Raw genomic sequence first — 14,807 nt, 5'->3', positions numbered from 1 at the left:
GAGGCGTGTCCATGTCAATACGAAGGCTGCCAAACGCCCTGATAAACCGGATCGCAGCAGGCGAAGTGGTGGAAAGACCAGCCAGTGCGTTGAAGGAGCTGGTCGAGAACGCGATCGACGCCGGCGCGGACCGCATTTCCATCGCGCTGACCGATGGCGGACTGGCCGGGATCGAGGTCATCGACAATGGTTGTGGCATGGCGGCGGACGAGATCGCGCTGGCGCTCGAACGGCATGCCACGTCGAAGCTGCCCGATGATGCGATCGAGCTCGTGACCACCATGGGCTTTCGCGGCGAGGCTTTGCCCAGCATCGCCAGCGTCGCGCGCCTCTCGATCGCCAGCCGCACCGCCACAGGCGATGGCTGGCGGCGCGTGGTCGATCATGGCGATGTGGTGGAAGATGGCCCCGCATCGCTGCCGCCCGGCACGCGCATCCGCGTCGACAGCCTGTTCGCGCGCGTGCCCGCGCGCCGCAAGTTCCTGCGGTCTGCGCGCAGCGAATATGCCGCGTGCAGCGATGTCGTGAAGCGCCTGGCGATGGCGCGGCCCGACATCGCTTTCAGCCTCGAATCGGATGGACGGCGGGTGTTCTCGGTCCAGCCGGGCGAGGCGCGGCTGACGCGCATCGCTTCGCTCACCGCGCGGACCTTGGCGGATAATGCGGTACTGCTCGACTTCGAGCGCGAGGGCGTCAGGCTCACCGGCGTTGCAGGGCTGCCGACCTATAATCGCGGGGTGGCCGACCACCAGTTCCTGTTCGTCAACGCCCGGCCGGTGCGCGACCGGCTGCTCATCGGCGCGGTGCGCGCCGCCTATGCCGAGATGCTCGCGCGCGACCGGCACCCGGTGGTCGCGCTGTTCCTCGAGGTTGCGCCGCAGGATGTCGATGTCAACGTCCATCCCGCCAAGACCGAGGTGCGCTTTCGCGATGCGGCGATGGTGCGCGGGATGATCGTCTCAGGGTTGAGGCGCGCGCTCGACGAGGGCGGTTTTCGCGCGGTGCAGCGTCCGGCCGAAGGTGCCCTTTCGCGCTGGCAGAGCGAGCCGGTCGCGCCGCCGCCGCTGCGCGATCCGGACATGTTCAGCGCGCCTGCGCCAATGATGGCGGCTGCCCCCCAGCAGGAACCTGTCTGGCTCGCGGTATCGGGCTTCGCCGAGCGCAGCCAGCCGTTCATGGCGGCCGCGCCGATGGGACGCGCCGAGCCGGCCGCGCAGCCGGTGCCAATGGCCGAGCGTTATCCGCTGGGCATCGCGCGCGGGCAGATCGCCAAGACCTATATCGTCGCCGAGGCCGAGGACGGGCTGGTGATCGTCGACCAGCATGCCGCGCACGAGCGGCTGGTGCTCGAACGGATGCGCAAGGCGGCGGACGGGGGCAGGGTGGCGGCGCAGGCGCTGCTGATCCCCGAAGTGGTCGAGATGGACGAGACCGCCTGCGACCGGATCGAAGAGCGCGCGGCCGAGCTTGCCGAATTCGGGCTGGAGGTGGAGCGTTTCGGTCCGGCTGCGGTGCTGGTCCGCGCCACGCCCGCGCTGCTGGGCGGCGGCGATGTGCACGGCCTGGTGCAGGATGTGGCCGACGAACTGGCGAGCTTCGATGCTGCGCTGTCGCTCAAGGAACGGCTCGATCTGGTCGCCTCGACCATGGCGTGCCACGGGTCGGTCCGCGCCGGGCGCGTGCTATCGGTCGCGGAAATGAACGCGCTGCTGCGCGAGATGGAGGTCACCCCGCATTCGGGTCAGTGCAACCATGGCCGCCCGACCTGGGTCAAGCTGGCGCATGGCGATATCGAACGGCTTTTCGGCCGGAAATAGCCTTTAACGGCGCCCGAACGGCGGCGGGCTACCGCCCAGCTGCTCGACCATCTGGTTGAACTCGTTCAAGCGGATGACGCGTTCGAGCTGGAAGCCGGCACGACCGCCGAGCGACCAGATGAGGTGCGCTTCGATCCGCCCGATGACGGGAAGTCGGACAGTGATGCGCTCGCCCTTGGCCAGCGGCATTTCGCCTTCGGTCATGAAACCGTTCGCGGAAATGTTGACGATATGCGTCTTGATATCGCCCAGATGCCGATGCTCCGCGATCGTCGGATGACTGACGACATGTCGCGCCGCCTGGCGTTTTTCGACGACGGCTAGTTTCGCACCCCTGGACATATTTTCCACCCGTTGAAGCATGTTTGCTGAAGGTCACCTTCGAGCAAATTTACCAACAAAGTGTAAATGGTGCCACCGGTTACTTGGGGCTCGGCATGTCAATCCTCGGCCAGCACAAGTCCATGCTTCTTCTGGCCCAGGCTCACCTTGTCACCGGCTTTAACCATGAATTCAAAGGATTGCACCTTCTCGCCATTAACCCTGACGGCGCCCTCCTCGATCTTGCGCTTGGCTTCCTTGTTCGATGCGGTGAAGCCGAGCGCGGTGTTCGCCTGGACGATCGACATCCCTTCGGCGGGAACGCGGATGCTGGGCAGATCGCCGCCTGCCTGACCCTGTTCGAACGTCGCGCGTGCGGTTTCCGCTGCAGCTTTCGCAGCTTCGGACCCGCGGCACATAGCGGTCGCCGCATCCGCGAGCACCTTCTTGGCTTCGTTGATTTCCGAACCTTGCAGCGCTTCAAGCCTTGCGATCTCGTCGAGCGGCAGATCGGTGAACAGGCGCAGGAACCTGCCGACATCGGCATCCTGGGTGTTGCGCCAGAACTGCCAGTAATCATAAGCGGGCAGCGCATCCTCGTTGAGCCAGACCGCACCCTTCTCGGTCTTGCCCATCTTGCCGCCATCGGCGAGCGTGATCAGCGGCGTGGTCACACCATAGACCTCGGTGCCGTCGACACGGCGCGCCAGCTCGATGCCGTTAACGATATTTCCCCATTGATCCGACCCGCCCATCTGCAACCGGCAACCGACGCGGCGCGACAGCTCCAGAAAATCATAGGCCTGAAGGATCATGTAGTTGAACTCGAGAAAGCTCAGCGATTGCTCGCGGTCGAGTCTGAGCTTCACCGAGTCGAAGCTCAGCATCCGGTTGATCGAGAAATGCTGGCCGATGTCGCGCAGGAACGGGATGTATTCGAGCTTGTCGAGCCATTCGGCATTGTCGACCATGATCGCGTCGGTGGGACCGTCGCCAAAGGTCAGGAAGCGCTCGAATACGCGCTTGATCGACGCGACATTCGACGCGATCGTGTCGGTGGTCAGCAGCCGCCGCGCTTCGTCCTTGAAGCTGGGATCGCCGATCTTGCCGGTGCCACCGCCCATGACGACGATCGGCTTGTGCCCGGTCTGCTGCAGGCGGCGCAGCAGCATGATCTGCACCAGCGACCCGACATGCAGCGACGGCGCGGTCGGATCGAACCCGATATAGCCGGGCACGACCTGCTTTGTCGCCAGCGCGTCGAGCGCGGCTGCATCGGTCAGCTGGTGGATATAGCCGCGCGCATCGAGCAGGCGGAGCAGATCGGAGGAATATTGGTTCATGATGGCGGCGCGCTTAGCATCGATAAAGGCAGGCGAAAAGGATGCTTGTCACCCCGGTGCGGGCGAGCAGCGTGCATCGTCGCAAGGGATGATCTCGAACGTGCAGTGCGACAATGCGGGCATGTCGCCCAGCAGCGCGCGATAATGCGCGGGCGGACGCGGGAAATGCGTGGCGAGCGAGACGATCAGCGCAAGGTGCCCGGTGCCGACCTGCCATAGGTGCAGATCGACGACGCGATTGTCGGCATCGGCCTCTATCCGCTGACGGATCTGCTGCGCGATCGCCGGGTTGGCTTCCATGTCGAGCAGCACGCGCGACGACTGGCGCACCAGCCCTGCCGCCCACCACAGGATGACGGCTGCGCCGACGATCCCCATCAGCGGGTCGAGCCAGGCCAGGCCCAGCCACAAGCCGCCGCCCAGTGCGACCAGCGCCAGCACCGAGGTCAGTGCGTCGGTCAGCACGTGGACATAGGCAGCGCGAAGGTTGTGGTCATGATGATGGGCATGATGTGCGTGATCGTGATGGCCGTGATCATGGTCATGGTCATGGTCATGATCGTAATGCCCGTTTTCATGGCCATGTTCGTGGCCATGATGGTGCTCGTGCCCGCCGAGCAGGAAGGCGCTGGCCACATTGACCGCCAGGCCGATCACCGTGACGATGATGGCGGCGCGATAGTCGATCGCGACCGGATCGAGCAGCCGGTGCCCCGATTCCCAGACCATAAGCAGCGCGACCACGCCCAGCAGCAGTGCGCTGCTGAACCCGGTGAGCGATCCGACCTTGCCCGTGCCCATCGAGAAGCGCCGGTCATCGGCATGGGTGCGCGCAAAATGATAGGCATAACCTGCAAGACCCAGCGCCGCGACATGGCTGCCCATGTGCCAGCCATCGGCAAGCAGCGCCATCGATCCGGTCCACCAGCCGCCAGCAATCTCGGCGATCATGGTGACAGCGGTCAGCGCAACGACATACCAGGTGCGGCGCTCGCTCTCGTCGGCGCGGGCCCCGGCAAAGACATGATCGTGCGTCAGTTTCTCGAGCGCGGCATCGTGATGCATGGCGACAGTTCCGCAGATGACAGGGGTTTTGCCGGATATGCTTTCCGGCTTGTCCGTCCAAACTGTCAGCAGCGGGCGCTCAGCGCAAGAGCGATGGCGTCAATCCTCGGCCAGAGCCTTGAGAAGCGCGCGTTCGAGCGGATCGAGCGCGCCGTCGGCCTCGACCATCGCCTGCAGCCAGCTGTCCTCTTCTGCGCTGATGCCTTCCTCCGCGACCGGCAAAGGCGTCGCCATGGCCGGCCGGGCAGGGGCATCGCCCAGCGACCGGAACATGCGCCCGAAAAAGCTTCCCATGCCGGCCCTGGTATCGGCCATGAACGCATGGAGACGTACCGCATCCTCGCGGCTGAGCGCACGGAAGCGCTGGTCGGTCATCAGATGCAGCCGCATCGCTTGGACGAACAGCGTCTGCCATTCGGGCGCGTTCTGGCCGGCAAGCGTGGCGTCCTTGATCGCAAACAGCAGTTCGGCCTCTTCGCGGCTGATATGCGCAGGCGCCTGGCCTCCGGTCGCGTAGAGCACGCGGCGGAGCAACCGCACCTCGGTGGTGCCGATGCTGCCCGGCGTCAGACCTCCGCCGCAGCGCGTTGGACCTTCGCCGTTCAGGACGGCGAAGCGGATCTGGTCGAGCGCATAGCGCTTCAGGCGTTCGGGTGCGTTCTCGGCCTTTTCCAACACCTTCACCAGCAGTTCGAGCTCGGCCAGCGTATCGACCCGGCCGTCCTGATCGATCGCCGCGATCAGCCAGTCGGCATTCTCATCGCTGACACAGCCGCGCGGCTCGGCCTGCTCGACGACATAGGCCGTGATGGCCTCGACAAAGAAATCGACCCATTCGCTGCTCGGCGCGCTGCTGGCACGGTTGAGTTCGAACAGGATGGCGGCCTCGTTCGCGCTGATCCGGCCATCGGGCCACACCACGCGGCGCAGTGCGAGCGTCTCGTCCGGCCCAAGCGCGCGGCTCTGGGCGATCATCGCGGATACATCGTCGAGCGGTCTGGTCATGGATTGGCGCTGCCTGCAATTTCGCTTCGCGACAGACACTATCGCACAAGGCTTAAGAGTGGGTAATCAACAGGGCGATTTCACTCTCCGCGTGGCGGCATCGGAAAGAAGGACGAGGTGCGCGCGATATAGTCGGCATAATCGGGGCGCGTCTTCTTCAGGCCGCGTTCCAGCATCGCGGCGCCGCTCCATTTGACCAGGGTGAAATTGAGGAACAGCGGCCCGACCAGGCTGGCGAGCGCCACGTCCCAGCCGGTCGAGGCGGCGACCAGCCAGATGCCCCACCAGGTGCACGCGTCGCCGAAATAATTGGGATGGCGCGTGTAGCGCCACAGGCCGGTGTTGAGCACCTTGCCCTTGTTGGCCGGGTTTGCACGGAATGTCTCGAGCTGCGCATCGCCGATGGTCTCGAACGCGATGCCGACAAGCGCGATCAGGCATCCGAGCAGCGCCAGAGGTCCCAGCTCGCCTCCGCGCCAGATCCCGACCTGCGCGGGCAGGCAGACCATGAACAGCAGCGGTCCCTGAAGCAGGAAGACCTGCAGCAGCGCGGTCTTGGCAAAGCTCCAGCCCTTTTTATCCTTCGCCGAAGCGATGATCTTGGCATAGCGCGGATCGACGCCATTGCGCCGCCAGCGCACGAACAGGTGAAGCCCCAACCGCAGTCCCCAGATCGCGGTCAGGGCAAGCAGCATCACCGCCACCGGCGAGGCCGCGCCGCTCAGCCAGAAGGTGGTGGCCGCGAGCAGCACCATACCCATCGGCCACACGGCATCGATGAACGATACGTCCTTGATCGCGACGGCAACGCCCCACAGCACGATCATGACGCCGAAAATCAGCACCAGATTGTGCAGCAACAGCGGAATGGCGTCGGTCACGGGGCTCACAGGCGGCTGTCCTTGATGATGTCGGTGCCCGCGCGATCGGGGTGGCGCGGGGTCACGCTCTTGTAGAATTCCATGATCTTCTTCATGTCCTCGGCATAATCGCCGGTAGGCATGATCGCGGGGCCCAGTCCGCCGACCTTGCGGCCATAATCCATAAGCCCGCAGACCAGCGGCACGCGCGCGGCGAGCGCGATCTGGTAGAAGCCAGTGCGCCACTGGCGGACGCTGCCGCGCGTGCCCTCGGGTGCGATGGTCAGCATGAATTCGTCGCGCCGCGCGAATTCCTCGACCATCTGCTGCACCTGGCCGCGATTGTAGCTGCGCTCGACCGGCACGCCCCCCATGTCGCGCATGAACCGACCGAGCGGCCAGCGGAACAGCGAGGTCTTGGCCATGAAATGCGCCTTGATGCCGAGATCGCCGGTCAAGCCGAGGAAGTAGAGGAAATCCCAGTTGCTCGTATGCGGCGCGGCGATGATGACGAAGCGGCGCGGCTCGGGCACCACGCCCTCGGCGCGCCAGCCATGGCTGCGATAGAGCAGCAGCAGCAACCGTCGCACGATGCGGGAAAGAAACGTAGGCGGACGGTCATCGGTGCGCGGTGGCCAAGCGTCGTGCTGGATGTCCATGATCGTATGTGCCTGCCCCCAGTGCTGAACCTGTGCCAGCTACGGGGCAAACACTGCATAAGATGCGGCAGGCTGGCAAATGTTATTGCGCCGATCTGGCGGCGTCATCCCGAATCAAGTTCTCCAATCGCGCAATCAGCCTGGCACTGTCGCCTTTTACGACCAATTGCTTGGCGCGGCCGGTAGCGCCGGATTGCACCGTCACATCGCGTTTGCGAACTTGCAAAGCCGTGCTGATCAGCGCGATCAATTCTGCATTGGCGGCTCCATCGACGGGCGGTGCGGCGATCCGAAGCTGCAAGACCGGCCGCCCATCGGCGTCCTGACCGACGCCCGCCACCATGCTGCGGTTCGCGCGCGGCGTCGCTCGCACAAACAGCAAGACCCCGCCCGGCACGGTGCGCCAGGGCGGGGCCTTGTGATCTTGCGAAGCTTGTGACGCAGGCAGGGGATGTCAGCCCTTGGTTGCGGCGATCCAGCGGTCGATCTTCGCTTCCAATACGCTCATCGGCAGTGCGCCGGTGTTGAGCACCTGGTCGTGGAACTCGCGCGGGTCGAATTTCGGGCCCAGTTCCTTTTCGGCCTTGGCCTTCAGCCGCTGGATGGTCAGCGCGCCGATCTTGTAGGCCAGCGCCTGGCTGGGGATCGCGATATAGCGTTCGACCTCGGCGGTCGCGTCGGTCTCGCCCATTGACGAATTGTCGAGCATGTACTTGATCGCCTGTTCGCGGGTCCATCCCTTTGAATGGATGCCGCTGTCGACCACCAGCCGCATCGCGCGCAGCATCTCGTCGTCGAGATGACCGAAGCGCTGATACGGATCGGTGAACAGCCCCATCGGATAGCCCAGCTTCTCCGCATAGAGCGCCCAGCCTTCGGCATAGGCGGTGTTGCCGCCGAAGCGCATGAACGCGGGTAGCGCCTCGTTTTCCTGTGCCAGGCTGATCTGGAAATGATGACCCGGCGCGCCCTCGTGCAGGTACAAGGTGGTCATGCCCGGGGTGGTGCGGCTGGGCAGGTCATAGGCGTTGAAATAGAAAATGCCCGGGCGGGACCCATCGGGATTGCCCGACTGATAGCTGCCGCCCGCCTCGAACTTCTCGCGGAATTCCTCATAGGGGCGGATTTCCAGCGGGGTCTTGGGCAGCACCTTGAACTGGGTCGAAATGACCGCATCGACCTTCTTGCCGATATCGTAATAGCCCTGGGTCAGCGCCTCGCGGGTCGGCATCTTGAACTTCGGGTCGGTGCGCAGATAGTTGAAGAATTCCGGCAGCGTGCCCTTGAAACCGACCTCGGTCTTGATCGCTTCCATCTCGGTCAGGATGCGCTTGACTTCGCTCAGCCCCAGATTGTGGACCTCATCTGCAGTCAGGGGCAGGGTGGTGGTCTGCTCGATCAGATAGGCGTAAAGCTTGTCGCCGCCCTTCATGTACTTGAGGCCGACGCCCTCGCGTGCATCCTTCAGATACTCGTTGGCGAGATAATCGCGCAGCCGCTTGTAGGCCGGATAGATGTCGTCGGTGATCGTCTTGGCATAGGCTTCGGTGAAACGCGCCTTGTCCGCCTCGCTGAAATCGGCTGGAAACTGCTTCACCGGGCCGAAATAGGGGGATTCCTCGGGCTTCTGCGCGAGCTGCGTGTCGAGCTGCTCGATCACGTTGCGGATGGTGAGTTTGGTCTCGACCACGCCCGAGGCCTGGCCCTGCCTGAACCGCTCGATCGAGCGATCGAGCAGGGTCACGAACTCCTTGTGACGCTTCAGGTTGTTCTCGTAATCGGCGACGGTCTTGAACGGCGCAGTTCCGGTGCCCGATGCGAAATTCGGGTAGAATGTGTGAAAGCCGAAAAAGTGGTTGATCGGCCGGACCACCGTCAGCGGCAGATAGTCGGCGGACAGACCCTTGATCGTATCCTTCTGGTTGCGCTCGAAAATGTCATAGGCCAGCTGATTGGTTGCGGTCAGCTTGGCCCGATCGATCTTCGCCAGCGCTGCCAGATTGTCCTCGGCCGCCTTGCGTTCGCCATCGAAATAAGCGTCGGTGACATAATCGCCGAGCCGATCGGCATAGCGGGTATCGCCGCGGAAGAGGCCGTTGAGCGGGTTGCGCTTCAGGCTCGCTTCGTCGTCGGCGGCAAACAGCGCGGTCAGCCGCGCATCCTCCGATTGCGGGGCAGCCTGGGTCGGGTTTTGCGCGAGCACGGGCGTGGTTGCGAGCGGCGCGGCAAGCGCGGCACTGGCCAGCAGCAGCATGGTCTGGCGGAAGGATGGCATGTGAAGAAATTCCCCGTTTGTATGAGCGCGCCATCGGCCCCTGACTTGGGACGGGAGCGTATACGATGCCGCTAACACGCGATTAACCGTGCGGCAATCGTGCCGTTATCCGCTGGTCGAACCGGAGCTAGCGTTCGTGGAAAGCCAGCACGGAAAAGCGCGATGAATTGATGCGCTCGATTAACATGGATCAACTTATCGATGAAACTTTATGCCACGCCAATGGTTTGATGTCCCAGAAGCCGACCGGATTGGCCCGGTCCCCAGGAAGATGACAACGCTATCACCATGACTGCCCGTATCCTCATCATTGAAGACGAATTCCTCGTCGCGCTCGACATGCAGGTCGGGCTCGAGGATGCAGGTTATGAGGTCGTTGGCGTCGGCGATGACTGGAAATCGGCGATGCGCCTGGCTGAACGGGCGCCGACTGTCGCCCTGGTCGATATCAACCTGTGCGATGGCGCAACCGGCCCTTCGATCGGTGCCTGGCTCGGCAAGGAGATCGGCTGCACGGTGATTTTCGTGACGGCCAACCCGCGCCAGATCGATGTCCCGATCCCCGGCGCGCTGGGCGTGATGATCAAGCCCGCGGACAGCCGCCAGGTCGTTGAAGCCGTCGATTTTGCGCTGGCCGCGCGCGATGGCGGGCCGACGCCGACGCCGCCTGCGGGGCTGACGCTGCTTTCACACTGATATCCGTCGGGACCGGCGTACCAGGCTTCGCAAGTCAGACCGGCGCTCCCTCGGCGCGCTTCAGCCTGCCAGCCGAAACGCGCATGTCGACGCGCAGCCCCTGTGGCAGCCAATGACGCTCGATTGAGCCCGCAAGCTGCTGCGTGATCGCAAGCTGAACGAGGCGCGTACCGAACCCGGTCGCTGCCGGCTCTCCCGCCACTGCGGGGCCATCCGTCTCGATCCAGTTGATCGAGACCATATCGTCATCCTGCGCGACCTGGATCGCAACCGAACCTGTGACTGATGACAAGGCGCCGTATTTCGCGGAATTGGTGGCGAGCTCATGGAATACCAGCGCGATGGGGGTGGCGCTGCGGTCGTCGATTTGAGGGTCGTCGCCGCAGATTGTCAGCCGTCCTTCGCCCAGGGCGGGATAGGCCGCCAGGATTTCGGTGAGCAAGCCGCTGAGCGAGGATTCGATGGTGACAGGGCGCGACTGTTCGCTGTGGGGCCGGGCGAATTCGTGCGCGCGCCCCAGCGCGGCGATTCGATCCTGCAATTCCGAAGCCATCGGTCGCAATTCCGGGTTCTGCCGCGCCGACATGCCGATCAGGCCGTTGATGACCGCAAAGATATTCTTGATCCGGTGGCTCAGTTCCCGGCTGAGCACCTCGTTTTCCTCGGCGATCATCTTGGATTGATGGATATCGGTGCAGGTTCCGATCCAGCGGACGATCTCGCCCTTGGCATTGCGCAACGGGAGCGCGCGGCCCAGCGTCCAGCGATATTCGCCGCTATGGTGGCGCAGCCTATAGTTCACCTCATAAGGTTCGCCGGTGGCCAGCGAATGCCGCCAGATGCTCCACGCATGGTCCTGGTCGTCGGGATGGAACATACCGTTCCAGCCCTCGCCGTCGGTCGATCCGGCGGGAACGCCGGTGAACTCGTACCAGCGAGCGTTATAATAGTCGTGATAGCCATCGGGCAGGGTCGACCACACCATCTGCGGCATCGCGTCGGTCAGGATGCGGAACGCGGAGTTCATCCGTTGCAGCGTGTCGCGGGCATCGACGACCCCGTTCTCGCCGTTGTCAGCGCCGTTGGCGCGAGTAACCTTGAAGGCGTGGGCGAGAAAGTCGAGTTCAGACATCGATCAGCTTTCTAGCGGACCGACCCGCCAAAGTGCAATTTGGGTGCCTCGACTATCCTCGAGGCGATGGGAACCAGCTGGAATCGAGCGCACTAAAGCGATCTACGAACCGGGCGAGCTCGATCAGCTTCGGCTCGTCAACCAATGTGACGGTGCTGCGGTTCCGTGTGATCAGTTTTTCTTCGGTCATTTGCCGGATCAGCCGATTGACGTGCACCTGGGTCAGTCCGACCGCATCGCCGAGATCGCTCTGGGTCAGCGGAATGCGGATTACCGAATTGTGCTGCCCGCTGACGGCGCGCATCCGCGCGGCGATCGACAGGAACAGGTTGGCAAGCCGCGCCTTGCCCTCGCTGCGCCCCAGGGCGCGCAACCGGTCGTACAGGTCAATGCTTTCCATCTGGCTGATCGAGAAGAACAAGGCGGCAAGGCGCGGATGCTCGATGAACGTCTCGCCCAGCGCGCGGCGCGGGAAGCGGCATGCCACCATGTCGGTCGCCGCGACGATGCTCGACGGCGCATCGCGAAACGCGATGCCGGACGCGCCGATCATGTCCCCCGAAAAGTGAAAGCGCAGGATCTGTCGCTTGCCCGCGGGCAGCCTGCTTTCCGAAAGCGCCCAGCCTTGATGCACGATCAGCAGCTCGGAAAGATCATCGCCTTCCTGCCAAAGCATGCTGCCCGACGGATAGTCGCGAGGCTCGCGCTCGAGGCTGGCGACAGCCTTTTTCTCGGTGGGGGTAAGGTCAAGATAACGGTTCAGCCGGACAACGAAACAACTGTCTGACATGGTCGGGCTCCTGCAGATAGGGGCGTCCAGCCGACCCGCCGAACCGCCCCGTCAATTCAACCTGGTCTCATACTCGGCACGCGTGCTTTTAGGCGTGCAGCTACAAATATCCAGCAGAATCAAGTTATTAACATATGTTATATTTGCAATGACTCCCGCAAAAACCAGGTACGCGCCAGCAGGGTAAATGATCCTGAAAATCAGCCATTGCGTGTCGCGGCCAATTCCATAGACTTGACGCAAACGTAAATTCAAAAACGAGAGGATCGCTTGCCCATGCTCACCGAGAGCCCGACCAGCCCCGTTGCCACCAGCCAGAGCTGGAGCGCGCCGGAAGGCTGGCCCGCCTTGTCGCTGAAACAGATCGAGGCGATGCTGTGCGCGCCCGGCCAGCCGTTCGAGATGGAAACGGTCGAGGTGGAAGGCGTGCCCACGCGCTGCTGGAAGAACGCGCCGCCAAGCCTTGCCGCGCTGGCGCAGATCGCGCGCAGCCACGGTGAGAAGACCTTCCTGATCTATGAGGGCGAGCGGGTCAGCTACGACGCCTGGTTCCGTGCCACCGCGACGCTGGCGCAGCATCTGACCGAAGCGGGGATCGGCAAGGGAGACCGTGTAGCGCTGGCGATGCGCAACCTGCCCGAGTGGCCGGTCGCTTTTTTCGCAATCGTCAGCATCGGCGCGATCGCGGTGCCGCTCAACGCCTGGTGGACGGGACAGGAGCTGGCGTACGGCCTCAAGGACTCGGGCGCGAAGCTGATGATCGCCGATGCCGAGCGGCTGGATCGCATCGCGCCGCATCTCGCTGAACTGGACGCGCTCCAAGCGATGCTGATCAGCCGGAGCCAGGGCGAACTGGGGCATGGGGCCAAGGCGCTGGAGGACGTGATCGGCGCGCCGCCCGCCTATGCCGAGCTGGCCCCGGCCGAGCTTCCGCCAGTCGAAATCGCGCCCGACGATGCGGCGACGATCTTCTACACTTCGGGCACCACCGGCAATCCCAAGGGTGCGCTCGGCAGCCATCGCAACATGACGACGAATATCCTCACCACCGCCTATGCCGGGGTGCGTTCGTCGCTGCGCCGAGGCGAGTCGCCGCCCGCGCCCGAACCTGCGGTGCTGCTCACCGTCATCCCGCTGTTCCATGTCACCGCGTGCAGCGCGGGCATGACCGGGGTAATGTTCGCCGGATCGACCCTTGTGTTCATGCACAAATGGGATGCGACGCGCGCGCTGGAGATCATCGAGCGCGAGAAGGTGACGGCGACCGGCGGTGTGCCGACCATCGCCTGGCAGCTGATCGAGCATCCCGATCGCGACAAGTACGATCTGTCCTCGCTCAAGTCGATTTCCTATGGCGGCGCGCCGTCCGCGCCCGAGCTGGTGCGCAAGATTCGCGAGGTGTTCGGCGCACTGCCCGGCAATGGCTGGGGCATGACCGAGACGATGGCGACCGTGACCAGCCACACGGCCGAGGATTATCTCAACCGTCCTGACAGCTGCGGCCCCGCCGTCCCCGTGAGCGACCTCAAGATCATGGACGCCGATGGCCAGACCGAACTGCCCGTGGGGCAGGTGGGCGAGCTCTGGGCGCGGGGCCCTCAGATCGTGAAAGGCTATTGGAACAAGCCCGAGGCGACAGCGGCGACCTTTGTCGATGGCTGGGTGCGCACCGGCGACCTGGCGCGGCTCGACGAGGAGGGCTTCTGCTATATCGTCGATCGCGCCAAGGACATGATCATCCGGGGCGGCGAGAATATCTACTCGTCCGAGGTCGAGAACGTGCTCTATGATCACCCTGCGGTCACCGACGCAGCGCTGATCGGCCTGCCGCATCGCACCTTGGGCGAAGAGCCGGCCGCGGTGGTGCATCTCGCCCCCGGTGCCGAGGCGAGCGAGGCGGAGCTTCAGGCCTGGGTGCGCGAGCGGCTCGCCGCGTTCAAGGTGCCGGTGCGGATCGTGTTCTGCAAGGAGACGCTGCCGCGCAACGCCAATGGCAAGATCCTGAAGAAGGATTTGGCCGGACTGTTCGGCTGACGTCCCGCGTCCGGGCGCTGGCGGCAGTGCCCGGACATCGCATCAGGCGAAGACGCTGGCGAGCTGTTCGGTGCTCGCGCCTTCCTTGGTGGCGCGCAATTCGATATAGACGGCGGCGATCCCCGCTGCGCCCACGGCAGCGCTGACCGTGCTCAGCAGCGCGCTGGTCACGATCGACAGGCTGGGGCTGATCATCGAGACCAGGCCGATGGGGATGGCAATGATCCAGCTGAAGATGATGAACACAATAATCAGGCCGAGGAGCTTGAGCCGTGAGCCTTTGGTCAGGGCAGCACTGCGGCCGAGAGCGCCGCTGACGTCTAGATTCTCCACCATCATTGCGGGTACGGCGACCATCCACATCAGATAGAGGATGATGCCGGGAACGATCAGCATGACCAGGCCGATGCTGATGCCGATGGCGACGACGATTCCGAGACCGATCAGCGGCAGCAGCTTGGCGACAGCTCGGCTGACGCATTCACCGAAATTGACGGGTTTTCCGGCAATGTCGTTCGCCGATGCAACGATCAGCGAGGCTTGCAGGATGATCGAGAGAAACAGGAACGCAAAATAGCCGACAATGCTGGTAACGATCGCCCCGGCACTGGTGAAAAGCGCAGTCGGATCGCTAGCGGCAGGCGTCACGTACATGCCTATGCCCAACTGCGGCAGGCCGACAATGACCAGCGAAAGCCCCAAAAAGATCGCCGCATTCCGTCCAATCACGCCGAAGGTGTTATTGAAGACATTGGATATGCTGAACTCGGCTGGCTGGCTGGCCATGTCAAATCTCCCGTTGAATGTCCC

The 14,807-nt window shown here is 63.7% G+C and carries 13 protein-coding genes and 1 pseudogene; 3 read left to right on the top strand and 11 right to left on the bottom strand.

What is annotated here, in order from left to right; genetic code table 11:
• The first annotated feature begins 11 nt into the window (after positions 1–11).
• Positions 12–1,817: a DNA mismatch repair endonuclease MutL gene (mutL, locus tag OPU69_RS14175; RefSeq protein ID WP_498511900.1), complete on the top strand. Its 1,806-nt coding sequence runs from the start codon at positions 12–14 to the stop codon at positions 1,815–1,817.
• Positions 1,818–1,820: 3 nt separating this feature from the next.
• Here the strand turns inward: mutL and OPU69_RS14170 are convergent, their stop codons facing one another.
• From OPU69_RS14170 to OPU69_RS14135, 8 genes are all read right to left on the bottom strand, one after another.
• The gene (locus OPU69_RS14170; RefSeq protein ID WP_060978220.1) at positions 1,821–2,159 is read right to left on the bottom strand and encodes a PilZ domain-containing protein; all 339 of its coding nucleotides are present in this window, start codon (positions 2,157–2,159) and stop codon (positions 1,821–1,823) included.
• A gap of 98 nt (positions 2,160–2,257) precedes the next feature.
• On the bottom strand, positions 2,258–3,481 hold the full coding sequence (tyrS, locus tag OPU69_RS14165; protein ID WP_498511898.1) for a tyrosine--tRNA ligase: 1,224 nt from the start codon (positions 3,479–3,481) through the stop codon (positions 2,258–2,260).
• A gap of 48 nt (positions 3,482–3,529) precedes the next feature.
• Positions 3,530–4,546: a CDF family Co(II)/Ni(II) efflux transporter DmeF gene (gene dmeF, locus OPU69_RS14160; RefSeq protein WP_498511897.1), complete on the bottom strand. Its 1,017-nt coding sequence runs from the start codon at positions 4,544–4,546 to the stop codon at positions 3,530–3,532.
• A gap of 99 nt (positions 4,547–4,645) precedes the next feature.
• Complete coding sequence (locus tag OPU69_RS14155; protein ID WP_498511895.1) at positions 4,646–5,551, bottom strand: hypothetical protein; 906 nt, start codon at positions 5,549–5,551, stop codon at positions 4,646–4,648.
• Positions 5,552–5,631: 80 nt separating this feature from the next.
• Positions 5,632–6,441 (bottom strand): DUF1295 domain-containing protein, encoded by an 810-nt coding sequence (locus OPU69_RS14150; protein ID WP_498511893.1) that lies wholly within the window; start codon positions 6,439–6,441, stop codon positions 5,632–5,634.
• Positions 6,438–7,070, bottom strand: coding sequence for a lysophospholipid acyltransferase family protein (locus OPU69_RS14145; protein ID WP_060978224.1), 633 nt, complete (start codon positions 7,068–7,070; stop codon positions 6,438–6,440). Before OPU69_RS14145 ends, OPU69_RS14150 begins: the two co-directional genes overlap by 4 nt.
• 82 nt (positions 7,071–7,152) lie before the next feature.
• Positions 7,153–7,452 carry a DUF167 domain-containing protein gene (locus tag OPU69_RS14140; RefSeq protein ID WP_498511891.1) on the bottom strand — a complete coding sequence of 100 codons (300 nt, stop codon included), beginning with the start codon at positions 7,450–7,452 and terminating at the stop codon, positions 7,153–7,155.
• A gap of 72 nt (positions 7,453–7,524) precedes the next feature.
• Positions 7,525–9,345, bottom strand: coding sequence for a DUF885 domain-containing protein (locus OPU69_RS14135; RefSeq protein ID WP_498511889.1), 1,821 nt, complete (start codon positions 9,343–9,345; stop codon positions 7,525–7,527).
• Between the two features lie 288 nt (positions 9,346–9,633).
• On the opposite strand from OPU69_RS14135, the gene OPU69_RS14130 reads away from it, so the two are divergent.
• Entirely contained in the window at positions 9,634–10,041 is a 408-nt protein-coding gene (locus OPU69_RS14130; RefSeq protein WP_060978227.1) for a response regulator, read from the top strand.
• A gap of 34 nt (positions 10,042–10,075) precedes the next feature.
• On the opposite strand, the pseudogene OPU69_RS14125 reads toward OPU69_RS14130, so the two are convergent.
• Positions 10,076–11,056 (bottom strand): annotated as a pseudogene (locus tag OPU69_RS14125) (sensor histidine kinase); the annotation flags it as partial.
• Positions 11,057–11,225: 169 nt separating this feature from the next.
• Entirely contained in the window at positions 11,226–11,963 is a 738-nt protein-coding gene (locus tag OPU69_RS14120) for a Crp/Fnr family transcriptional regulator (protein WP_060978229.1), read from the bottom strand.
• A 276-nt stretch (positions 11,964–12,239) separates the two neighbouring features.
• Between OPU69_RS14120 and OPU69_RS14115 the strand changes: the two genes are divergently transcribed.
• Positions 12,240–13,997 carry a class I adenylate-forming enzyme family protein gene (locus OPU69_RS14115; protein ID WP_498511920.1) on the top strand — a complete coding sequence of 586 codons (1,758 nt, stop codon included), beginning with the start codon at positions 12,240–12,242 and terminating at the stop codon, positions 13,995–13,997.
• A 42-nt stretch (positions 13,998–14,039) separates the two neighbouring features.
• Here the strand turns inward: OPU69_RS14115 and OPU69_RS14110 are convergent, their stop codons facing one another.
• Positions 14,040–14,783, bottom strand: coding sequence for a hypothetical protein (locus tag OPU69_RS14110; protein ID WP_498511886.1), 744 nt, complete (start codon positions 14,781–14,783; stop codon positions 14,040–14,042).
• Between the last annotated feature and the right edge of the window lie 24 nt (positions 14,784–14,807).

This window comes from Blastomonas sp. 34TW (assembly GCF_059803595.1).
The sequence above is the reverse complement of the archived record's forward strand: the minus strand, read 5'-3'. Positions and strand labels throughout refer to the sequence as shown.